At 72.9% G+C, this 19,977-nt stretch carries 20 protein-coding genes; 7 read left to right on the top strand and 13 right to left on the bottom strand.

The genetic code is table 11. The features are described from left to right. Nucleotides 1–144: 144 nt before the first annotated feature. Nucleotides 145–801, top strand: coding sequence for a TetR/AcrR family transcriptional regulator (locus ACSP50_RS08005; RefSeq protein WP_014688654.1), 657 nt, complete (start codon nucleotides 145–147; stop codon nucleotides 799–801). Nucleotides 802–887: 86 nt separating this feature from the next. On the opposite strand, the gene ACSP50_RS08000 is transcribed toward ACSP50_RS08005, so the two are convergent. Further along, entirely contained in the window at nucleotides 888–1,382 is a 495-nt protein-coding gene (locus ACSP50_RS08000) for a polyadenylate-specific 3'-exoribonuclease AS (RefSeq protein ID WP_014688653.1), read from the bottom strand. Between the two features lie 22 nt (nucleotides 1,383–1,404). Beyond that, nucleotides 1,405–2,259, bottom strand: a complete 855-nt coding sequence (locus tag ACSP50_RS07995; protein ID WP_043511029.1) for a phosphotransferase enzyme family protein — start codon at nucleotides 2,257–2,259, stop codon at nucleotides 1,405–1,407. Nucleotides 2,260–2,506: 247 nt separating this feature from the next. Between ACSP50_RS07995 and ACSP50_RS07990 the strand changes: the two genes are divergently transcribed. Next, entirely contained in the window at nucleotides 2,507–3,181 is a 675-nt protein-coding gene (locus ACSP50_RS07990; RefSeq protein ID WP_369793947.1) for a Crp/Fnr family transcriptional regulator, read from the top strand. A 126-nt stretch (nucleotides 3,182–3,307) separates the two neighbouring features. On the opposite strand, the gene ACSP50_RS07985 is transcribed toward ACSP50_RS07990, so the two are convergent. Then, the gene (locus ACSP50_RS07985; RefSeq protein WP_014688650.1) at nucleotides 3,308–3,988 is read right to left on the bottom strand and encodes a 1-acyl-sn-glycerol-3-phosphate acyltransferase; all 681 of its coding nucleotides are present in this window, start codon (nucleotides 3,986–3,988) and stop codon (nucleotides 3,308–3,310) included. 141 nt (nucleotides 3,989–4,129) lie between these two features. On the opposite strand from ACSP50_RS07985, the gene ACSP50_RS07980 reads away from it, so the two are divergent. Both ACSP50_RS07980 and ACSP50_RS07975 read left to right on the top strand, forming a co-directional pair. Beyond that, nucleotides 4,130–4,930 (top strand): hypothetical protein, encoded by an 801-nt coding sequence (locus ACSP50_RS07980; RefSeq protein WP_014688649.1) that lies wholly within the window; start codon nucleotides 4,130–4,132, stop codon nucleotides 4,928–4,930. Between the two features lie 60 nt (nucleotides 4,931–4,990). After that, on the top strand, nucleotides 4,991–6,406 hold the full coding sequence (locus ACSP50_RS07975; RefSeq protein ID WP_014688648.1) for a trehalose-6-phosphate synthase: 1,416 nt from the start codon (nucleotides 4,991–4,993) through the stop codon (nucleotides 6,404–6,406). Here the strand turns inward: ACSP50_RS07975 and ACSP50_RS07970 are convergent. From ACSP50_RS07970 to ACSP50_RS07945, 6 genes are all read right to left on the bottom strand, one after another. Further along, entirely contained in the window at nucleotides 6,392–7,171 is a 780-nt protein-coding gene (locus ACSP50_RS07970; protein ID WP_014688647.1) for an alpha/beta hydrolase, read from the bottom strand. The two genes, ACSP50_RS07975 and ACSP50_RS07970, sit on opposite strands and share 15 nt — an antisense overlap. Then, on the bottom strand, nucleotides 7,168–8,511 hold the full coding sequence (locus ACSP50_RS07965; RefSeq protein ID WP_014688646.1) for an NAD(P)/FAD-dependent oxidoreductase: 1,344 nt from the start codon (nucleotides 8,509–8,511) through the stop codon (nucleotides 7,168–7,170). The genes ACSP50_RS07970 and ACSP50_RS07965 overlap by 4 nt, the downstream gene beginning before the upstream one ends. 37 nt (nucleotides 8,512–8,548) lie before the next feature. Further along, nucleotides 8,549–9,226: an endonuclease/exonuclease/phosphatase family protein gene (locus ACSP50_RS07960; protein WP_014688645.1), complete on the bottom strand. Its 678-nt coding sequence runs from the start codon at nucleotides 9,224–9,226 to the stop codon at nucleotides 8,549–8,551. Nucleotides 9,227–9,248: 22 nt separating this feature from the next. Then, the gene (locus ACSP50_RS07955; protein WP_014688644.1) at nucleotides 9,249–10,196 is read right to left on the bottom strand and encodes an ROK family glucokinase; all 948 of its coding nucleotides are present in this window, start codon (nucleotides 10,194–10,196) and stop codon (nucleotides 9,249–9,251) included. Nucleotides 10,197–10,212: 16 nt separating this feature from the next. Next, nucleotides 10,213–11,925 carry a hypothetical protein gene (locus ACSP50_RS43325; protein WP_014688643.1) on the bottom strand — a complete coding sequence of 571 codons (1,713 nt, stop codon included), beginning with the start codon at nucleotides 11,923–11,925 and terminating at the stop codon, nucleotides 10,213–10,215. A gap of 359 nt (nucleotides 11,926–12,284) precedes the next feature. Further along, on the bottom strand, nucleotides 12,285–12,737 hold the full coding sequence (locus ACSP50_RS07945) for an SRPBCC family protein (RefSeq protein WP_014688642.1): 453 nt from the start codon (nucleotides 12,735–12,737) through the stop codon (nucleotides 12,285–12,287). Between the two features lie 92 nt (nucleotides 12,738–12,829). Here ACSP50_RS07945 and ACSP50_RS07940 point away from each other — a divergent pair, with 92 nt between their 5' ends. After that, complete coding sequence (locus ACSP50_RS07940) at nucleotides 12,830–14,509, top strand: GAF domain-containing sensor histidine kinase (RefSeq protein ID WP_043511026.1); 1,680 nt, start codon at nucleotides 12,830–12,832, stop codon at nucleotides 14,507–14,509. Between the two features lie 7 nt (nucleotides 14,510–14,516). Then, nucleotides 14,517–15,185 (top strand): response regulator, encoded by a 669-nt coding sequence (locus ACSP50_RS07935; RefSeq protein ID WP_014688640.1) that lies wholly within the window; start codon nucleotides 14,517–14,519, stop codon nucleotides 15,183–15,185. Here ACSP50_RS07935 and ACSP50_RS07930 read toward each other — a convergent pair. Together ACSP50_RS07930 and ACSP50_RS07925 are read right to left on the bottom strand one after the other, a co-directional pair. Then, nucleotides 15,182–15,598, bottom strand: a complete 417-nt coding sequence (locus tag ACSP50_RS07930; RefSeq protein ID WP_014688639.1) for a DUF4395 domain-containing protein — start codon at nucleotides 15,596–15,598, stop codon at nucleotides 15,182–15,184. The two genes, ACSP50_RS07935 and ACSP50_RS07930, sit on opposite strands and share 4 nt — an antisense overlap. A gap of 7 nt (nucleotides 15,599–15,605) precedes the next feature. After that, complete coding sequence (locus tag ACSP50_RS07925; RefSeq protein ID WP_099343712.1) at nucleotides 15,606–16,109, bottom strand: MarR family winged helix-turn-helix transcriptional regulator; 504 nt, start codon at nucleotides 16,107–16,109, stop codon at nucleotides 15,606–15,608. A gap of 68 nt (nucleotides 16,110–16,177) precedes the next feature. On the opposite strand from ACSP50_RS07925, the gene ACSP50_RS07920 reads away from it, so the two are divergent. After that, nucleotides 16,178–17,383: an MFS transporter gene (locus ACSP50_RS07920; protein WP_014688637.1), complete on the top strand. Its 1,206-nt coding sequence runs from the start codon at nucleotides 16,178–16,180 to the stop codon at nucleotides 17,381–17,383. Here the strand turns inward: ACSP50_RS07920 and ACSP50_RS07915 are convergent. Further along, entirely contained in the window at nucleotides 17,315–17,794 is a 480-nt protein-coding gene (locus ACSP50_RS07915; RefSeq protein ID WP_014688636.1) for a thioredoxin family protein, read from the bottom strand. The two genes, ACSP50_RS07920 and ACSP50_RS07915, sit on opposite strands and share 69 nt — an antisense overlap. 20 nt (nucleotides 17,795–17,814) lie before the next feature. Next, entirely contained in the window at nucleotides 17,815–19,797 is a 1,983-nt protein-coding gene (locus ACSP50_RS07910) for an ABC transporter ATP-binding protein (RefSeq protein ID WP_014688635.1), read from the bottom strand. Nucleotides 19,798–19,977: the final 180 nt, after the last annotated feature.

Below are 19,977 nucleotides of genomic sequence, written 5' to 3'. Positions count from 1 at the left end.
GGCCTTTCAAAAAGTTGAGGTACATCCTCCACTTCGGCAGGCTAGCACCGGAAGTTGAGGAGTCGCCTCCGGATAGTTGTACCCTTCACCACATGACCGAGACGGACGTGGCACGCGGATGACCGAGACGGACGCGGACCGCGGATGACCGAGACCACCCGCCCGCTGCGCCGCGACGCCCAGCGCAACCGGGAGCGCATCCTGCACGCCGCGCACGACGTGTTCGCGGCCCGCGGTTTCGCCGCGACCCTGGACGACGTCGCGCATCACGCGGGCGTCGGGGTGGGCACGGTCTACCGACGCTTCCCGACCAAGGAGGCGCTGATCGAGGCGATCTTCGCGGAGCGGCTGGAGGATCTGGTCTCGCTCGCCGAGGACGCGCTGGCGCTGCCCGCGGGCTGGGACGGGCTGACCATGATGCTGCGCCGCTCGATCGAGATGCACGCGGTCGACCGCGGGCTGCGCGACGCGGCGCTCTGCGTGGGCGTCGGCAAGCAGCACTTCGCCGAGGTCGCCGACCACCTGGTGCCGCTGGTCCAGGAGCTGATCGACCGGGCGCACGCGGAGGGCTCACTGCGGCCCGACGTGGGACTGCACGACCTGCCGGTGATCATGGCCACGGTGACCGAATTGGCCCAGCACAGCAGCGCCGGCCGACCAGCCGTCTACCGCCGCTTCCTGGAGCTGATCATCGACGGCCTCCGCGCCCGGCCGGACAACGGCGACCTCGGCCCGGCGATGACCCAGGCCGACGTCGAGGCCGTCGTCGACGACTGCGTGCCCTCGATCAAGAGGACCTAGGTCGCCGCGGGCCCACATCGCCACGGGCCCACGTCGCCACGGGCCCACGTCGCCACGAGGCGGGTCGCCACGGGCCCCGGTAGAAGCTAGGAACCGGACCCCATGGCCTGCCAGCGCGCCAGGTTGTGCCGCGCGTCGACCAGTGCGTCATGCCGCCCGGCCATCTCCGGCAGCGCCGGCCGTCCCCGGTCGTCCCACCGCTGGCGCAGGTCCTTGGTGAACCGCGGGATCTCCCGCGGCAGGGCCGGCATCGCCCCCCACAGCTGGGCCAGCGCCACGTGGTCGTACGCCGCGTACCACGCCCAGAGCTCCATCTGCTCGTTACGCCCGCGCAGCGGCTCCATCAGGAACTCGTAGAGCTCCTCACGGATCCGCTCCCGGCTGCGCCACGCCTTGTCGGCCGGCGACGGCAGCTTGTCCAGCACGTTGCGGCGCACCCAGGGCACGGCGCGACTGTCGTCGAACTCGGTGCTGACCGCGTAGAACTCGCGGCCGAACTCGTCGACGACACCGATCGAGACCAGGTCGACGAGCCGGCCGTCCTCGATGAATTCACAGTCGTAGAAATAGCGGTAGACCATCGCGGTACATCCTCGCCCATCGTCATCCGGGCATGGACGTCAGGGCCTCCCGCGCCGCCGCCAGCCCGGTGGGGCAGCCCCGGCGGGCGGACCGCTCGGCCAGCACCGCCCAGCGCAGCCGCAGCAGCACCGGCAGGGCGGCTTCCAGCTCGTCGGCGGCCACCGGCCCGGCGCAGCGGTAGCCGTCGAGCAGTTCGGCGGCCCGGTCCGGCCCGCCGGCGTAGATCACCGCGGCGGCCACGTCGTAGACGAGCGGCCCGGTGCCGCTGGTACCGCAGTGCAGCAGCCCGGTGCGGCCGGTGTCGACGTCCAGGACGAACGCCTCGGGGGCCGGGTCACCGTGCAGCACCCCGTAGGTGAGCCGGTCGGTCACGGTGAGCCGGGTGGCGGCGGTGACCGCGGCGGCGACGGCGGGCCGCAGCCACGGTTCGGCGTCCAGGTGCGCCGCGTCCGCTTCGACCGGCTGCCAGGGCCGCAGCCCGGGGTGCACGAAGCCGTCCAGGGCCCGGTGGACCGCGCCGAGCCGTTCGCCCCACCACTGCTGGTCGATCGGGTCGGCGCCGTCGAGGTGGCGCCCGGGTGGCCGGCGCAGCACCGCGAGGGCCCCGAGCGGGGTTTCGGCGGTGAGCTGCCCGGCCAGGGTCCGGACCGGTTCGCCGGCGCTGATCCGCACGCCGCGCAGGTGCACGGCGGCGGCCAGACCGGCTTCGGCGGGCAGTCGCGCGGCGGTCTCCACGAGACGGGCCACGTAGCGCTCACGTCCCGCGGTGACCTCCCAGTCGCGCGACATCACGGCCCTCGGCAGCGCGGTGATCCCGCTGGGATTCAGGTGCCACTGGTCGCGCAGAGCGATTCGCAGAATCTCATCTTCCGGCACCGCGGGATTATCACGGCACACCACCCAAATGCGACGGACAGCCAGGGTGACAATCACAGAAGGCGATGAGGTGTTTACAGAAAGCGACTGAGACGACATGATCGTACGTGGCGAGCGTCGATGTCCGGTCGGGAAATGGCGCTCGGAGCGCGCCGTGTGCTAAGAGTGATCGTTCGCGTCAGGGGGCCGGCACCAGCCGGGTGGACGCGGTCACCCTGGGGGGAGGGATAACGCCGTGGACCATCGCATGCCGGATTCCGGTGACGCGCTCACCGGCGTCGAAATGTTCGCCGGGCTCGAGCCGGATGTCCGACAGCGGGTGATCGCCGCGGCGGTTCCGCGCCATTACCGCAAGGGGCAGATCCTCTTCGTCGAGCACGATCCGGGCGACTCGCTGATCATCATGAAACGGGGCGCGGTGGCGGTCTTCCGCACCGCGCCGACCGGTGAGCGCGCGGTGCTCACCGTGGTCCGCCCGCCGGACGTGCTGGGCGAGGTGTCGCTGCTGGACGCCTTGACCCGCAGCGCATCGGCCGAGGCGATCGAGGACTCGCAGGCGCTGTCGCTGTCCCGGGCCGCCTTCATGGACCTGGTCCACTCGAACCCGCGGATCCTCGATGCGGTGATGCGATCGGTCGGGGGGCTGATCCGTCGTCTCACCGAGCAGAACGCCGACCACGTCTTCCTGGACCTGCCCGGTCGGGTGGCCAAGACGCTGGTCCGGCTCTCCGGGGAGAGTCAGGCGCCGATGATCACCATCGAGCTGAACCAGAGCCAGCTGGCCGAGATGGCCGGCGGGTCCCGGCAGAGTGTGAACCAGGCGATCGGCTCGTTCGCCAACCGCGGCTGGCTGCGCACCGAGGGCCGCCGGATCGTGGTCACCGACGTGCAGGCCCTGAAACGCCGGGCGGGCATGAACTGAGGCTTCCGGTCCGCTGCGGTCCAGGCCGATCGATCGGCGGTACGCGGTGAGCCCCGCCCCACCATGGGGGGTGGCTCACCCGTACCGCCGAATCGACGGTCGCCAGACCGGCCGGACCGGAAGTGATCAGGCGGGTTGCGGGTCTTTCAGCTTCGCGGCATAGACGTCGACGTACTCCCGGCCGGAGAGCGCCATCAGCTCGAACATGATCTCGTCGGTGATCGCGCGCTCGACGAACCGGTCCCCGCGCGAGTCGGCGTAACGGGAGAAGTCGAGCGGTGCGCCGATCCGCATCCGGACCCGCTTGACCGTCGGGACCAGCGTGCCGGTCGGCTGGATCTCGTCGGTGTTGAGCAGCGCCACCGGGACGACCGGGGCGCCGCTCTCCAGCGCCAGACGGGCCACGCCGGTCTTGCCGCGGTACAGCCGGCCGTCGGGCGACCGGGTGCCCTCCGGGTAGATGCCGGCGATGTTGCCCTCGCGGAGCACCCTCAGGAGGGTGTCGAGCGCCGCCTGGGCAGCCTCGCCGCCCGAACGGTCCACCGGGATGGTCCCGGCGCCGACGAAGAACATCCGGGAGAGCCAGCCCTTGATCCCCTTGCCGGTGAAGTATTCAGCTTTCGCGACGAAGGTCACTTTCCGCTTCATCACCAACGGGGTGAAGATCGAGTCGGAGAACGAGAGGTGGTTGCACGCCAGGATCACCGGGCCGGAACGCGGCACGTTCGCCAGGCCCTCGACGTGGGGGCGGAAGACGAGCTTCAGCACGGGTCCGAGGACCACCAACTTGAGCAGCCAGTAGAACACTGCCGTCCTTTCAGCGGATGCCGCCGGCGTCCCGGGGCGCAAGAAGGGTACGAAGCGGGGGCGGCGCGCCACAACGCACTCCCGCAACAGGCGCCTGCCGTGTCACCATTCAAGGCACGGTCGGGCAAGGGGGGTGCATCGGTGACAGCGGGCGGCGCCCGTCGCGGGCGGCGGGACAACGGACTCGACGCGACCGACTACGCGGTCGCGGGCGACGTCGACCCACGCGTAGGGGAACATCTGCTCGACGTGCTCGCCGGTGACGGCATCGCGGCATATCTGCAACCCACCGCGGATCTCAACCCGATCCTGCGGGCCACCACGCTGCCCGCCCGGCCGATCGACCGGCTCTACGTGGACCGCCTCCACCTGGACACCGCGCGGGAGCACCTGCAGCAGGTGACCGGGGGCGTGCCGCCCACCCCGCCGGCCGAGCCGGCGCCGGCACCCCGGCCGCAGTCCGAGGTCGACGCCGAGTGGGACCGGATCATCGCCGGGTTCCACACCACGGTCGACCCGGCCGCGGCGCCGTGGCCGGAGTCCGAGGGCACCACCTCCGACGCCGACCGCAAGGACCGGAGCCGGCCCGTCGGTGAGGACGGCCGCCCGGTCAACCGGCGGCGCACCGATCCCCCACCGCCGGAGCCGGTGGTCTATCCGGTGATCGACCCGTTCGGCTTCCCCGACGTCGCCGACGAGGACGAGCGGTATGTGCCGCCGCCGCCCCCGCCGCTGCCGCACATCTCGAAATACACGGTCGCCGGCACGCTCGGCGTGATCCTCGGCTTCGTGCTGTTCCTGTTCCCGACGCTGATCCCGGTCGACCGCAACTTCGTGATGTTCTTCGGCTTCGCCGGGATCGTCGGCGGGGCGATCACCCTGGTGTGGCGGCTGCGCTCCGGTGACGACGACGACGAATTCGACGACGGCGCCGTGGTCTGACCGCGCTGACCCAAATCAGTCAATCGACCAACTTCGGTGCTCTGCCGGTAACCTACGGTGATGCGCCAGAGTTCGCTCGTCGTCGTCGCACACCGTCTGCCCCTCAACGACAGCGCCGCCGCCGACGGCGCCTGCGAGTGGCGGCAGAGCCCGGGCGGTCTGGCCAGCGCCCTGCACGCCATCCTGCAGCAGACCCCGGCCACCTGGGTCGGCTGGAGCGGTGTGGTCGGCCCGGCCCCCCGGCTGCCGGACATCGGCAGCCTGCGCCTGCGACCGGTCGCGCTGAGCGATGACGAACTGCGCGGCCACTACGAAGGGTTCGCGAACGCGACGCTCTGGCCGCTGTACCACGACGCCGTCCAGCAGCCGGTCTTCCAGCGCGAGTGGTGGGAGACCTACCGCGCGGTCAACCAGCGGTTCGCCGAAGCCGCCGCCGAGGTGGCCGGCCGCAACGCGGCGGTCTGGGTGCAGGACTACCACCTGCAACTCGTCCCGCGGATGCTCCGCGAGCTGCGGCCCGACCTGCTGATCGGCTTCTTCATGCACGTGCCGTTCCCGCCGCCGGAACTGTTCATGCAGCTGCCCCGCCGGGTCGAGCTGGTGCACGGGCTGCTCGGCGCCGACCTGGTCGGCTTCCAGCGGGAACAGGCCGCGCACAACCTCGCCCAGCTGGCCAAGAAGCTGCTCGGGGCGGACGCCACCGACGACGCGATCACGGTCGGCGGGCGGACCGTGCGCACCGGGGCGTTCCCGGTCTCCATCGACGTGGCCGAGATGAGCGCGCTGGCCGCCCGGCCCGATGTGGCGGCCCACGCCCGGCAGCTGCGGCACGACCTCGGTGAGCAGAAACGGGTGCTGCTCAGCGTCGACCGGCTGGACTACACCAAAGGCATCGAGCACCGGCTCACCGCGTACCGGGAACTGCTGCGCGACGGGTACGTCAAGGTCCGCGACACGGTACTGGTGCAGGTCGCGGTGCCCAGCCGGGAACGCGTCGACAGCTATCGCGACCTGCGGGACCGGGTCGAGGGTGAGGTCGGCCGGATCAACGGGGAGTACGGGCGGGTCGGCGAACCCGCCATCCACTACCTCAACCAGCCGTTCGACCGCTGGGAACTGGCCGCGCTGTACCGGACCGCGGACGTGATGGTGGTGACCCCGCTGCGGGACGGGATGAACCTGGTGGCCAAGGAGTTCGTGGCGGCCCGCGCGGACGGCACCGGAGCACTGGTGCTCAGCGAGTTCGCCGGGGCGGCCGCCGAGCTCGACGAGGCGTTCCTGGTCAACCCGCACGACCTGGACGGGTTGAAGCAGACGCTGCTGCGGGCGCTGGAGGCGGACCCGGCCGACCTGGCCGCCCGGATGACCGCGATGCGCCGGCACCTGGCCGAACACGACATCCACGCCTGGGCCCGCGCCTACCTCACCGCCCTCGACCACACCGGCCGCCTCGCCCAGCGGCTAGGCGCGCGGTAGCTGCTTGTCCAGCCAGTCCAGGACGGCGTCGATCGGCTCCGCCCAGCTCGGCTCCAGCATCAGCTCGTGGCCCATGCCGGGAAACATCAGCGGGGCGCCGGCATAGGCCGCGGCCGCCCGGTCCAGCGCCTTGCGGCCCACCACCCGGTCGTCCGGGCTGCCCGCCACCAGCACCGGCGGCGCACCGACCGGACGCGGCGGCCTGACCCGACGCAGCAGCTCGACCCGCGGCCGCGGCCGGATCCGGCCCAGGTACGCGGACGCCTGCTCGGCCGGCACTCCGGCGCTGAACAGCTGCCGGGCGGACAGCCGAAGCCGGCCGCCGAACAGGGCGGGCAGCGTCCCGGCCGGATTGGCCCGCACCGCCGACCCCAGTGCCGACCAGCCGTCCAGCACAGGGGCGGCCAGCACCGCGGCGCGCGCCGGATAGCGACCCAGGGCACGGGCCACCACCAGGGCGCCGACGCCGTGGCCGACCAGCACCGCCTGCCGCGGCAACCCGGCCGCGGTCTGCACCACGTCGTGCACCAGGGCGCGCAGATCCCCGCCGGGGCGCGGGCTGACCGCGTACGCCGGGAAACCGCGGCCGGCGGTGTGCGGCAGCCAATGCTCGGCGAACGCCCAGCCGCCGTGCCCCAGCCCGGGCACGAACACCACCGGCGGGCGGCCGCGATCCTCGTCCGGCAGCCGGGACACGATCTCCCGCTGGGCCGGCGGCACCGGATCGGTCCAATCGTCGAACCGGAGCAGATCAAAACCAGTCACGCGGCCGGCTCCATCTCAGTGAGCAGACTCTGCAGGCAACGGAGATAGGCGACGTGGTCCACCTCGAACCAGTGCCGTTCGGTGTCCACCACCCGGCGCCGTGACCAGGCCGACAGCGGCTTCGCCGACTCCCTCTGCTGGACCGCGGCGGCCCGCGCCGGATCGGTCAGCCGCAGCCGCAGCCACCGGGCCGCCGCCACGCTCTGCCAGTGCGCCAGCGGCAGCAACCCGGAATCCGGCTGCAGCAGGCCGATCACCACGAGCGTCGGATTCTTCCGGGCGAACGTGTGCAGGTGCAGGTCGGGGCGGCCGTGCTCGTCGGCGTCGAGCAGGCCCGGCTCCAGGAACTCGAACCGCGGACGGTACCCGGTCGCGGTGATCACCAGGTCGGGCTCGATGCGCTGCCCGCCGGCCAGCTCCACCGCGGCGTCGTCGAACGCCGTCACGTCCGGCACCGGGGTGATCCGCCCGTGGCCGAGAAGATACGGCAGCTGGCTGTTGACGACCGGATGGGTCTCGTACGGCTGGTGGTCCGGCGCCGGCAGCCCGAACCGGGTCAGGTCGCCGGTGGTCAGCCGGACCGTGCGGCGATAGAGCCACTGCCGCAGGCGCAGCGGCAGCCGCCACCTCAGCAGCCGATCGTTGACCTGGTCGGCGGGGCGACCCAGCACGTACTTCGGCGCGTACCAGTACCCCCGGCGGGTCGAATGCCACACCTGGGCGGCCTGCTGCGCGGCCTCCACCGCGATGTCGCAGCCGGTGTTGCCGCCGCCGATCACCAGCACCTTGCGCCCACGCAGCACAGCCGGATCCTTGTACGCCCCGGCGTGCATCACCCGGCCCCGGAACTCGCCGGGAATCTCCGGCTTCCGCGGATCCCAGTTGTGCCCGTTCGCCACGATCAGCGCGGCGTACCGCGAGGTGCGGGACGTGCCACCGCCGGTCGACCGGGTGGTCACCTCCCAGCCGCCGTCCCCGGTCGGCGCCGCCGACACCACCTCCATGCCGAACCAGATGTGCTCACCCAGCCCGAAATGCGCGGCATACCGCTCCAGGTAGGTCAGCACCTGGCTGTGGTGCGGGTAGTCCGGCCAGGTGTCCGGCATCGGGAAATCGGGGAACTCGGTGAGCGGCCGCGACGAGATCAGATGGGTGCCGGCCGACACCGGGCTGCGGTCGTGCCGCCAGTTCCAGGCGCCACCCACCCCGGTCTCCCGCTCGTAGCAGTCGACCTGGAAGCCCAGCTCACGCAGATTCTTCACGGCGGTCAGGCCGCTGGGGCCGGCGCCGACGACGCAGACGGCGTCACGGCGGTCACCGATGTCCGGGGAGTCGTGCACCCGGCGATCCTGCCAGACGGGGCCCCGGGCCGGAAGCTCAGTCCGGCGGCAGCAGAAGGTCCGCGAGAATCGGCAGATGATCACTGGCGACGCGCGCCCGGTCGGTCGCGATGATCTCGTACCGCTCGATGGTGACGTCCGGGGTGACGAACAGGGCGTCGATCCGCCGGCTCGGCGCCGACGCCGGATAGGTCGGCTCGTCGTCCCGGGTGGTCAGCAGCCCGTCCTCGACGGTGCGCCAGGCGCCGCCGCCCGGGCCCTCGTTCAGATCGGCCGCCACGATCACCGGACCGGTCAGCGCGGACAGCTCGTCCTTCCAGAGCGCGGCCTGGGCCGGGCGCTCCGCCGGGTCGGTGGCCAGGTGCGAACCGGACACGGTGAAGGACGCCCCGCGCACCCGGCCCCGGGCGAAGAACGCGCCGCGCAGATGCCGGCCCGGGGTCAGCGGATAGCGCAGGTTCCACGTCTGGCCGACCGCCACCCGCAGGTCGACCAGCAGCAGGTTGCCCAGTGCGGGCAGCCCGCCGGCGGCGACCACCAGGCCGCACTCGCCGGCCAGCGTCGCCGACTTCTCCCGCCAGCGGAACCGGCGCGGTGCCTCCTGCACGATCAGGACGTCCGGGGCCAGCTCGCGGACCAGGCCGGTCAGCGCCGCCCGGTCGTCGGACAACCCGTGCACGTTCCAGCTGAGCACGCGCAACGGAACCCCGGACATCCCCGCCCCCTCGCCTCGGTGGCTAACGCCGGGCCAGGTCGGCCGCGCCCACGACGCCGGCCACATTACCCATCTGGGCGGCGCGCACCTCGGCCACCGGGAACCGGTCCCGCTGGGCGAGCTGATCGCGGTAGGTCCGCTCCGCCGGGCCCATCAGCAGCGGGCCGGCGTCGATCACCCCACCGCCGATCACCAGGATCTGCGGGTCCAGGCTCTGCGCCAGGTCGGCCAGGGCCACCCCGAGCCAGTACCCGATCTGCGCGAACGCGTCCATCGCCACACCGTCACCGGCCCGGGCCGCCTCGGTGATCTGCCGCCCGGTGATCGCCAGCGCGTCCCCACCGGCCAGCTCCAGCAGCTTCGCCGCCCGCTCCGGCTCCTGCCGGGCGCCGGCGCGGGCGAACCGGACCAGGGCGTTGCCGCTCGCATACTGCTCCAGGCAGCCGAGCCGGCCGCAGCCGCACGGATGCCCGTCCGGCACCGACTGGAGGTGACCGAGCTCACCGGCGATCCCGTTGGCGCCGTGCCACAGCTTGCCGTTCAGCACGATGCCGCCACCGATCCCGGTGCCCACCGTGATCATCACCATCGAGTCGTCGGCGTGCTTGGCCACCCCGAACCGGAACTCGGCCCAGGCCGCGACGTTCGCGTCGTTCTCCAGCACGGTCGGCAGGCCCACGGCCTTCGACACGTAGTCGCGCAGCGGCTCGTCCCGCCAGGCCAGGTTCGGCGCGAACAGCACCGTCGACCCGGCCGCGTCGATCCAGGCCGCGGCGCCGATCCCGATCGCGGTCGCGGCCGGGTACTGCGCCGCCAGCTCGGCGGCCACCTCGACGATCGTGTCCCGGGTGCCGGCCGGGTCGTCGGCCGGTGTCGGCCGCCGGTTCGAAGCGAGCACGTTGCCGTGCTCGTCGACCACACCACCGGCGACCTTGGTGCCGCCGACGTCGATTCCGATGGTCAGCGTCACGCTGCCCGTCCCCTCTTCACACCGCGTCGCCGTCCCGGGCGCCATCGCCCGCCCCGGCCCCGCGATCCTCGGGCGCTTCCGCGCCCCGCACATGATCCACGCTACGGGTCGGGCCCGCGCCACCTTCGGCGGCCTCCGCCGTGCCCACGGACCGGATGTCCGCAGCCGCCCGCTTCCGTCCGGCCGCGGCCTCCCCGTCCCCACTCCGGCCCGCCCCGGCGGTCCCGCCGGCATCCCCGGCCGCGCGCTTGCGCGGAGCGGCCCGCTTCCGGGCAGCCTTCGGCGCCTCACCGGCCACCGAACCCGCATCCCCCAACGACCCGCCCTGCTCCCGCGACCCGCCCTGCTCCGGCACGGCCGCTACTTCTCCGGCCTTCCGGCCAGATCGCTCGGCCGCGCCGGCACCCGCGGCCGCGCGTTTCCGCGGAGCGGCCCGCTTCCGGGCAGCCTTCGGCGCCTCACCGGCCACCGAACCCGCATTCCCCTGCGGCTCGGCCTGTTCCGGTACCACTGCGGCCTGCCCGACACCGTTTCCGGCCGGCACCACTGCGGCCTGCCCCGGACCGCTGGGGCCCGGCACGGCCGCGGCCCCGTCCGGGCGATTTGCCGGTACGGCCGAAGCCTCGCCCGCCGTGGCCCGGCGCCCCGCCGCACGGCGCGCCTCAGCGACCGCCTTGGCCACCGCCTGCTCCGCCGCCCGAGCCCGGGCGCGCGCCTCCTCGGCCTCCCTGGCGCTGTCCGCCGTCGCGGCGGCCCACGGGTCGGCCTCCCGATCCGAACCGGAAGCATCGGCCCCGGCGACCGCACCCGTCCAGGAAGCCGCGCGCACCGTGGTCGCCGGCCGGGGCGAGCCGGCCTGATCCGCCGCCGACGGATAACCGGCCTGACCCGTCACCGGTGGAGAGCCGGCCGGACGTGCCGCCTGCGCGACGCCAGCCTGACCTGCCACCCGACCCGCAGTCTGCCCAGACTCGTCCCGGTCCACCGGCCGGGCCGGGACGCCCGCCGCGGACACTGATCCTGTCGTTTCGGCGAGATCATGCGGATTGGTCGGTCTGGCCGGATCTGCCGCCCGGGTCGCCGCCGACCACGCCTGATCGGAGCTCGGCGCACGCCGCCCTTCACCCGTTGCCTGCCGCCCCGCGCCCGGCGCCTGCCATTCCCCGCTCGGCGCCTGCCGCCCCGGGCTCGGCGCCTGCCGTTCCCCGCTCGTTGGCTGCCGCCCCGCACCAGGCGCCTGCCGTTCCCCGCCCGGCGCCTGCCGCCCCGCGCCCCCGCCGGGAGATTTCCGGGTCGGCCGCGACCGCTCCCCCAGCACGGCGCCGGCCAGTGACGACAGACCGCGCAGCACGCCCGCCGCCCCGCCGGCCAGGTCCCCGGCCCCGGTCACGACCTTGAAGACGGTTTCCGGGCTGGGGTTGCGCGCCGCCGCGATCGCCTGACAGACCGGGCACACGCAGCATTCCGGGCTGCCGGTCGCCCAGCGTCCGCCGGGCCCGGGCGTGCCGGGTTGACCCGCTCCGCCGCGGGCCACGTCGTTGAGCATCCCGAAGAAGCCGTCGACGGTGTTGCCCACCAGCTTCGCCGTCCCGGAGACCGCGGCGCCCGCGACCTTCCCCGCGTCGGCGGACGAGGCGGCCGACGCCGCGGCTGACACCCCGGCCGTCGCGGCCCTGGCGATGATCGCCGCCACCAGTCGCTCCGCCTCGTCACGTGCGGACCCGGCCATCGCTCCCCCTCACCACCCGCGGCCCCGCCGCGGAAGATCACCGCACCCGCGACCCCGGCCGCGAGCAAGATCACCGCACTCACGGCCCGGCCGCGAGCAAGAACCCCCGCGGCCCGGCCGCGAGCACACCCACACTCACGGTTCCAGCCGCGAGCAACATCCGCACCCACGGCCCCGCCACGAGCGGAAACCCGCAACCCGGCCGATCAAACCCGGACCGAGCCACCAACGAACCGACCCGACACCGGACCGGGGGCCCCGAGCCGATCCCACCCCGAACTGACCCGAACCCGGACCGCCCGCCCGGACCGCCCGAATCCGGACCGCCCGACCGCCAGGCCGACCGGCGATCCCCGCGATCAGGCCGCGGGCAGGCTCTCGACCCGCCGCTTGAGCTCCTTCAACGCCGTATCCATGATCATCTTCTCTGCCTTGCGGCGGAACATCCCCAGCATGCCGATCGCCAGCTCGACGGCGAGCGTGTAGGTCACCGTCGTCCCGCCATCCGCGGTGGGGACCAATTCGTACGCCCCCTCCTGGGACTTCTGGGTCTTGGAGGGCGCGACGAGATGCCACTCGATCCGGGAGAGGTCGTCGGCGTACGCGTACTCCAACGTGTACTCGTCGGCCATCACCCCGGCGTCGATCCGGAAGGCGACCTGTGCGGCATATCCGTCCTCGTACTCCTCGACGACGGTGGCCTGTTTGATCGCCTCGGCCCACTCCGGGTAGGCCGGGAAGTCACAGATCACCTCGGCCACCCGGGCCGGGGGCGCAGCGACCTGGATCGACTGGGTCGAGGTGTCCGCCATGCACGGGAGGCTACCCGCTGGGTACGACAAAGCGTGCCACCGCCCCGTCGCCGAACGGGCCGTTTCCCGCCCGGGCCGCTACCATCCGTGACGTGCCAGCCCAAGCCAGCGGTTCCACGCGCATCCGCCCGCTCGAAGCCGCCGCGCGTGTGATCATGCTCGCGCTGGTCGCCGTGCTCTCCCTGATCGCCAGCGGTGACCCGCGCCAGCTGGGCTGGGTCGCCCTGCTGGCGGTCGCCGCGGTGCCCGCCTTCGTGGCCCGCCGGCATCCGGTGCTGGCCCCGGCCGGCCGGTTCGCCGAGGTGATCGTGACCGGTCTCGCGGCCGGTTTCATCGCCAAGGCGTCGACCGGGGCGGTGCAGGGTTTCGGCGCCGAGGCGATCCTGCCGTACCTCGCGGTGCCGCTGCTGACCGCGGCGCTGCGCCGCAAGCCGACCGAGGGTGCCGCGCTGCTCGGCGTGGCCGCGGTGGCGATGGTGGCCGGCGGCGCGCTGGCCGGACCGAAGACGGTGCTGGCCGGCACCGGCTATCTGGCGGCCGGCGGGCAGTGGCTGGTGCTGGGCGCGATCGTGACGTTCGCGGCCGAGGCGATGCGCCAGTTCCTGCAGCCGGCCGAGGCGACCCCGCAGCCGTACGCGGAGGCCACCCGCCTGCTCACCCAGCTGCGCAGCGTCGCCCGTTCGCTGCCCGGCGCGACCCTGGACCCGGGCGGCATCTCCGAGCACCTGCTGGAGGAGTTGCGCGCGGTCACCCCGGGGCACCGGGCCGCGGTGCTCTCGGCCAGCGGCGGCGGCCGGCTGGTGGTGCTGGCGCAGACCGGGGCGGAGCGGGTCGACTGGGAGACCACGCTCGACGCCGACTCGGCGATCGCCGACGCCTGGGCCACCCAGCAGCCGCACGTGGCGAGCCGGTCGCAGGCCCGCACGCACCGGGGCGGCGAGGTGTCCTCGCTGGTCGTCCCGCTGGTCGCCGGGGTCCGGACGATCGGCCTGGTGATTCTGGAGACGGACGCCGCGGGGGCGTACCCGTCGCCGGTGGTGCAGAGCGTGACCGAGGTGACCGAGCCGGCCGCGCTGCGGCTGGAGGCCGCCCTGCTCTTCGACGACGTCCGGTCGCTGGCCACCAACGAGGAGCGGCAGCGGCTGGCCCGGGAGATCCACGACGGGGTCGCCCAGGAATTGGTGATGGTCGGCTACGGCATCGACAACGCGCAGGCCACCCTGCCGGAGGGGGCCGAGGAGACGGCGGAGGAGCTGCGCGCGCTGCGCGGCGAGGTGACCCGGGTGATCACCGAGTTGCGGCTGAGCCTGTTCGAGCTTCGGTCGGAGGTCGACCGCAACGGCGGTCTGGCCGCCGCGATCGCGGAGTACGCGCGGACCCTGGGCACCAGCGCCGGCCTGCGGGTGCACTTCACCTTCGACGAGTCGACCGCGCGTCTGCCCGCGGCGACGGAGGCGGAACTGCTGCGCATCGCCCAGGAGGCGATCACGAACGCGCGCAAGCACGCCGGCGCCGCGAACCTGTGGGTCACGTGCACGGTGGATCCGCCGTACGCGGAAATCGAGGTTTCTGACGACGGCAAGGGTTTCGCCGACAATCGGCCCGATGGCCGGTACGGTCTCACCATCATGGCCGAGCGGGCCGAACGCATCCGGGGTCGTCTCAAGATCACTCCACGACACCCCAGCGGGACAACCGTCGCCGTAGTGCTCGGAACCCCGCCTCGGCGCGATAGCGTGCGGGATAGCGTTTCCGCTCCAGAAGGGGAGTAACCCGAGCATGTCGACCAGTCCTGCGCCGACGACGCGCACCAAGGTCCTCCTTGTCGACGATCACGACTTGATCCGTAAGGGGCTGCGACACGCATTCGAGCGCGACCGGCAGTTCGAGGTCGTCGGCGAGGCGGCGACGGCCGCGGAGGCGGTGCGCCAGGCCGGTGCGCTGCAGCCGGACGTCGTGATCATGGACCTCCGGCTGCCGGACGGCAGCGGCCTGGAGGCCACCCGCGCCCTGCGCAAGAACAACGCCAACATGGGCATCGTGGTGCTCACCATGTATGCGGGCGACGACCAGCTGTTCGGCGCGCTCGAGGCCGGGGCCAGCGCCTTCGTGCCGAAGACGGCCCCGGCCGACGAGGTGGTGGCGGCGGCCCGGCATGCCGCGTCGGCGCCCAGCGCGTTCACCGCGGCCGACCTGGCCGAGGCGATGAAACGCCGGCTCGCCCCGTCCGGTCCGCAGCTGTCGCCGCGCGAGGGTCAGGTGCTGCGGCTGCTGGCCGACGGCATGAGTGTGGCCGGGATCGCCAAGCAGCTGTTCGTCTCGGAGTCGACGGCGAAGACGCACATCTCGAAGCTGTACGAGAAGCTGGGTGCGGCGAACCGGGCGCAGGCGCTCATGACAGCGCTGCGGCTGGGACTCCTGGAAGCCCCGGACGCCCCGAAGTTCTAGACATTGCCGACACCTTCGGCGTTTCTGCCCGTCAGCCTGCGAATCCCCAGATAGGCCTCGCAGCCCAGGCAGAGCCCGAAAGCCGCGTTCAGGAACGCCGCGAGCAGCCCGAAGGCCGCGGCGACAAGACCGACTGTCTCCGCACCCGCGAGGTAACCCGCCGCGGAGACGCTCAAAAAGGCGAATCCGACTAGCTGCGCAAAGCGCACGGGGGCAGCGGGTTCGGACGGCTGCGGTGTCACCAGGAGCCGGAAGATCCAGGGGTAGGGACCCCATTTCGGCCGGTACGCGGTGACCGCGAAGACCGCGGCCTGAGCGAGCGCCAGCCAGCCGGAGCCGGTGATCAGCACGAGGGCGATGACGATGCTGGTGATGGCCGCGGCGAAGCGCTGGCCACGCGGGTCGAGGAGCATCGACCCATTATTCCCCCAGGGAATGTAGGACTTTCCGCAGTAGGCCGTTGAGCTGCTCCAGCTCCTCCAGGGAGAGCACCCGGAGCGCCTCCTGGTCGCGCGCCATACCCGCGAAGATGTCCGCACTCCACCGGTCCCGGCCGGCCGGCGTCGGCCGGATCAGCACCCGCCGCCGGTCCTGCGCATCGACGGTCCGGGTCACCAGGCCGGCCGCCTCCAGCCGGTCGAGCCGGCTGGTCATCGCGGCCCGGGTCACGTTCGCCGCTTCGGCCAGTTGCGCCGGGGTCGCCTCGGTCGGCCACGGCTGGATCATCAACACGTGCAGGGTCTTGTAGTCCTGCAGCGTGAAGTCGTCGCCGTTGCGGGCGAACGCCGCCGCGTCGGCCCGCTCGATCCGGCGCAGGATGTGCTTCATCCGCACCAGGGCACCCTCCACCTCGGGCGCGAACTGCGGCTCGTCCTTCCAGAACGCCGCCCACCGGGCCACGTGCTGATCCACTCCGTCTTCCATCCGGCCATCTTTGCACGCCATCTGATTATTAGTTGCCTGATAGTTAGACGGTAAATTATTTTGGGCCCATGACACGCGACTTCCGGCTTCTCGCTGCCGGCCAGACCCTGTCCTGGCTGGGCACCGGCTTCCAGACCGTGGCCCTCGCGGTCGCGGTCTTCGCCCACGGTGGCAGCGTCCGCGACCTCGGCCTGGTGATGGCCGCCTCGGTGCTCACCATGCTGGCCGGCACACTGTTCGGCGGCGTCTGGGCGGACCGGCTGCAGCCCCGGCACGTCATGGTCGTCTCCGACGTCATCCGGATGCTGTCCACCGCCGGCCTGGCGCTGATGTTCCGCGGCGGCGGCTACCACCTGGGCGCCCTCTGCGCGCTCACGGTGGTCTCGGCCGGTGCCGGCGCCTTCTTCACCCCGGCGATGAGCGCGCTCAAACCGCTGCTGGTCCCGGCCGTCGATCTGCAGCGGGCCAACGCCACACTGAGCATGCTGCAGACCGGCTGCGGGGTCGCCGGCCCGGTGCTCGGCGGCCTCGTCGTCGCCGCCGTCGGCGCTCCGGCCGGCTTCGCCGTCAACTCGGTCAGCTTCCTGGCCTCCCTGGTCACCGCCGCATTGATTCGCGTACGCGTGGAGCGTGGCCCGCATGAGCCGATGCTGCGTGAGCTGGGCGCCGGATGGCAGGCGATCCGCAGCCGGGACTGGCTGCTGGGTGGGATGCTCAGCGCCACCGTCTACCACGTGGCGAACGGGATCATCCTGGTCCTTGTGCCGTTGATCGCATGGCAGCGGCTCGGCGGCGCGCACGCGATCGGCTGGATCTCCGGCGCCGAGGGACTGGGCGGCCTGCTCGGCTCGGCGCTCGCCCTGCGCGTGCGGCCCCGTCGCCTGCTCCGGGCCGGGTGGCTCACGCTGATGCTGATGCCGTTCTGGGCGTTGTCGTACGTCTGGCCCGGCAGGCTCACCGCGGTGCTGGCCGGCGCGATCGTCGGATACGGCGGCCTGATGTTCTTCGCGGTGGCCTGGGAGACCGCGATCCAGGACCGGGTGCCACGGACCATGCTGGGCCGGGTGGCGTCCTGGGACTACCTGACGTCGTTCCTGGCGATGCCGGTGGGCAACGCGCTGGCCGGCCCGCTGACCGCCCGGTTCGGCGTCGATCGGGTGCTGGTGGCCTGCGCGTTCGTGCTGTTCGCCGCGGCCGCGTCCCCGCTACTGATCCGCGGCTCCCGCGATCTGACCCGGTCCGCCGAGCCGGCCGGAGTCGCCGCGCACGCCTGACTCGGCCAGGGCCGCGATCAGCTGCGGCTTGGCCGGCACCCCGGTGGCACGTCTGGTCACCCGGCCGGCGCCGTCCACGATCAGCAGCGTCGGGGTGCGCCAGATGTCCAGCTCGCGGACCTCGTCGAGGTGGCTCTCCGCGTCCACCTCGACGTGCCGCACCTCGGGGAGCAGCGCCACCACCTCGGCGCTGACCCGGCGCACGGCCCGGCAGGGCGCGCAGAACGCGGTGGAGAACTGCAGCAGCGTGACCCGGCCGGGCTCCACCCCGAGCCGGACGAGCAGGGCGCGATCCACCGTGTCCACGGCCCCAGTCTGCCGCACGCCGCCATCCGTCCGGCGCCGCCACCACCCGACGCCGGCCCCGGCCACGAGCACCACGCCGACCGCCGCCAAACCCACCGGATCCATGGGACAACTGTGACACCTGATCAGGCGGATTGATAGGCGCTGGCCTGCAACGTGAACAGCTGCGCGTACAACCCGCCGGCCGCCATCAGCTCGTCGTGACCGCCCTGCTCGACGACCGCGCCGTGATCCAGCACATAGATCCGGTCGGCCTCGCGGACACTGGCCATCCGGTGCGTGATCAGCACCACGGTCCGGCCGGCGGCCAGCCCGCGCAGCCGGCCGTACACCTCGTGCTCGGCCCGCGCGTCCAGGTTCGCGGTCGGCTCGTCACAGATCAGCAGCGGCGCGTCCCGGTGGAACGCCCGGCTCACCGCGAGCCGCTGCCACTGCCCGCCGGACAGGTCGGCGCCGTCGGTGAAATGCCGGGACAGCAGCGTCTCGTACCCCCGGGGAAGTTCCGTCACGAACCCGTGGGCGTCACCGGCCCGGGCCGATTCGCGCACCTCGGCCAGCGACGCCGGCCGGTCGTGCCGCCCGATCGCGATGTTGGCCCGCGCCGACAGCGGCCACCGGGTCGGCTCCTGCATCACCACCGCCACCCGCTCGCGCACCGACTCCGGCCGGAACCGGGTCACGTCCACCCCGTCCCAGCTGACCGTGCCCTGCTGCGGCCGGTACAGCCCGGCCAGCACCGCGGCCAGCGTCGACTTCCCGGAGCCGTTCTCCCCGACCAGCGCGATGATCTCGCCGCGGCGCAGCGTCATGCTCACCCCGTCCACCGCGGCCCGCTCCGCATCCGGATACCGGAACGTCACGCCGTCCACCCGGATCTCGCCGAACGTCGCCGGCGCGGGCACCTCGGACGCTGGCTCGGCCCGCGCCTCGGACAGCTCGCAGAACCCCTGGAAATCGGCGAAGTACAACCCGTACTCGTACACCCGGTTCGCCGAGAAGGCCAGTTCGCGCAGTTTGGAAATACCGATATTGATGGCGTACGCGGCGGCGCCCCCGGCGGCGAGCTCCATCCGCCCCGTCCACAACAGCCAGCACAGCGTCACATACGCCAGCCCGGTGAGCAGCCCGCTCAGTGCCTGCCCGGCCAGATTCGTCCGGACCTGCCGGGTCACCATACGGATCTCCTCCACCGTGGAGATCCGCAGCAGGCGGGCCACCTCGGCGAGCAGGAACCGGCGTACCGTGAAGGCCCGCAGTTCGGCGGCCGGTTCCCGCGCCGCCAACAGGTAGGCGAGCATCCGCTGGCGCCGCCACACGGCGATCAACCGCAGCCGGCTGCGATACCCGGCACGCGCCGCCCGCACCGCCGCCCAGCCGGTCGGAACCACCGCCAGGATCAGCAGCGGCAGCAGCGCCGGATGCAGCACGGCCAGCACCCCGGCCGCCGCCACCAGCCCGATCACGTGGGTCAGCACCTCGATGCCGAAGTCCACCACCTGCTGTGCCGCGTCGATCCCCCGGTCGCGGGCCCGTTCCATGGCGTCCCGCCAGTCCGGATCGTCGAAGGTCGCCAGATCCACCCGCGTGGTCAGATCGAGCAGCCGGTTCTCGGCCGCCTCGTACACCGCCGGCGACAGCCGCCCGTGCGCCGCCGTCGCCGCACTGGCCAGCAAGCCCCGCACCGCCAGCGCCGCCACCAGGAACAGCAGCGACGGCACCGCCGCACGCACCCGCTCCGGCGTCGGCCCGGCCTGCAGCAGCCCGTCGAACACCCCCACCACGCTGATCAGCCCCAGCGCCCCCGCCACCCCGGCCGCCACCTGCAGAACGAGAACCGCGACGGTGGTACCGGGACTGGCCCGCCAGCCCAACAGCCAAGCCTGCCTGAGCAGCCTCGGCAGCCGCCGCAACATCTGCAGGAAGGTGGTGTCGGCGGCCTCCTGGGTGCTGGTCAGCCAGTAGGGCAGCTCCAGCTCGCCCTCTCCCCCAGCCTCCAGCACCACCGGCTGGTCGTCCTCCGTCGTCGGTGGGGAGGCGCCGGCGGCGGGCACGGCCGCAGGCGGCGGGTGGTCGGCGGTGGCGGGTCGGGCGGTGTCGGCGTCCGGCATCGGCGGCCTCCGGTCGGGATCCCTCCGTTCCGTTCCTACGCCCCCGCCCCGCCCCATGTCCACGCTCATTCACGCCGGGATCCCCCCGGCGTGGCCACCCAGGACCCGTGACCTGCGGGACGCCGCTGATCGGGATCCTTACCGGCCTGATCGGCCACCCACCCGATGCCGACGATCGGC

Source organism: Actinoplanes sp. SE50/110 (assembly GCF_900119315.1).
Taxonomy (GTDB): domain Bacteria; phylum Actinomycetota; class Actinomycetes; order Mycobacteriales; family Micromonosporaceae; genus Actinoplanes.
The sequence above is the reverse complement of the archived record's forward strand: the minus strand, read 5'-3'. Positions and strand labels throughout refer to the sequence as shown.

Coding starts and splice junctions, on each gene's coding strand:
- ACSP50_RS07925 (WP_099343712.1), bottom strand. CDS start 16,109: ATGGAAGACGGAGTGGATCAGCACGTGGCCCGGTGGGCGGCGTTCTGG.
- ACSP50_RS07975 (WP_014688648.1), top strand. CDS start 4,991: ATGCGCCAGAGTTCGCTCGTCGTCGTCGCACACCGTCTGCCCCTCAAC.
- ACSP50_RS43325 (WP_014688643.1), bottom strand. CDS start 11,925: ATGGCCGGGTCCGCACGTGACGAGGCGGAGCGACTGGTGGCGGCGATC.
- ACSP50_RS07915 (WP_014688636.1), bottom strand. CDS start 17,794: ATGGATCCGGTGGGTTTGGCGGCGGTCGGCGTGGTGCTCGTGGCCGGG.
- ACSP50_RS07920 (WP_014688637.1), top strand. CDS start 16,178: ATGACACGCGACTTCCGGCTTCTCGCTGCCGGCCAGACCCTGTCCTGG.
- ACSP50_RS08005 (WP_014688654.1), top strand. CDS start 145: ATGACCGAGACCACCCGCCCGCTGCGCCGCGACGCCCAGCGCAACCGG.
- ACSP50_RS07945 (WP_014688642.1), bottom strand. CDS start 12,737: ATGGCGGACACCTCGACCCAGTCGATCCAGGTCGCTGCGCCCCCGGCC.
- ACSP50_RS07930 (WP_014688639.1), bottom strand. CDS start 15,598: ATGCTCCTCGACCCGCGTGGCCAGCGCTTCGCCGCGGCCATCACCAGC.
- ACSP50_RS07990 (WP_369793947.1), top strand. CDS start 2,507: ATGCCGGATTCCGGTGACGCGCTCACCGGCGTCGAAATGTTCGCCGGG.
- ACSP50_RS07960 (WP_014688645.1), bottom strand. CDS start 9,226: ATGTCCGGGGTTCCGTTGCGCGTGCTCAGCTGGAACGTGCACGGGTTG.
- ACSP50_RS08000 (WP_014688653.1), bottom strand. CDS start 1,382: ATGGTCTACCGCTATTTCTACGACTGTGAATTCATCGAGGACGGCCGG.
- ACSP50_RS07935 (WP_014688640.1), top strand. CDS start 14,517: ATGTCGACCAGTCCTGCGCCGACGACGCGCACCAAGGTCCTCCTTGTC.
- ACSP50_RS07910 (WP_014688635.1), bottom strand. CDS start 19,797: ATGCCGGACGCCGACACCGCCCGACCCGCCACCGCCGACCACCCGCCG.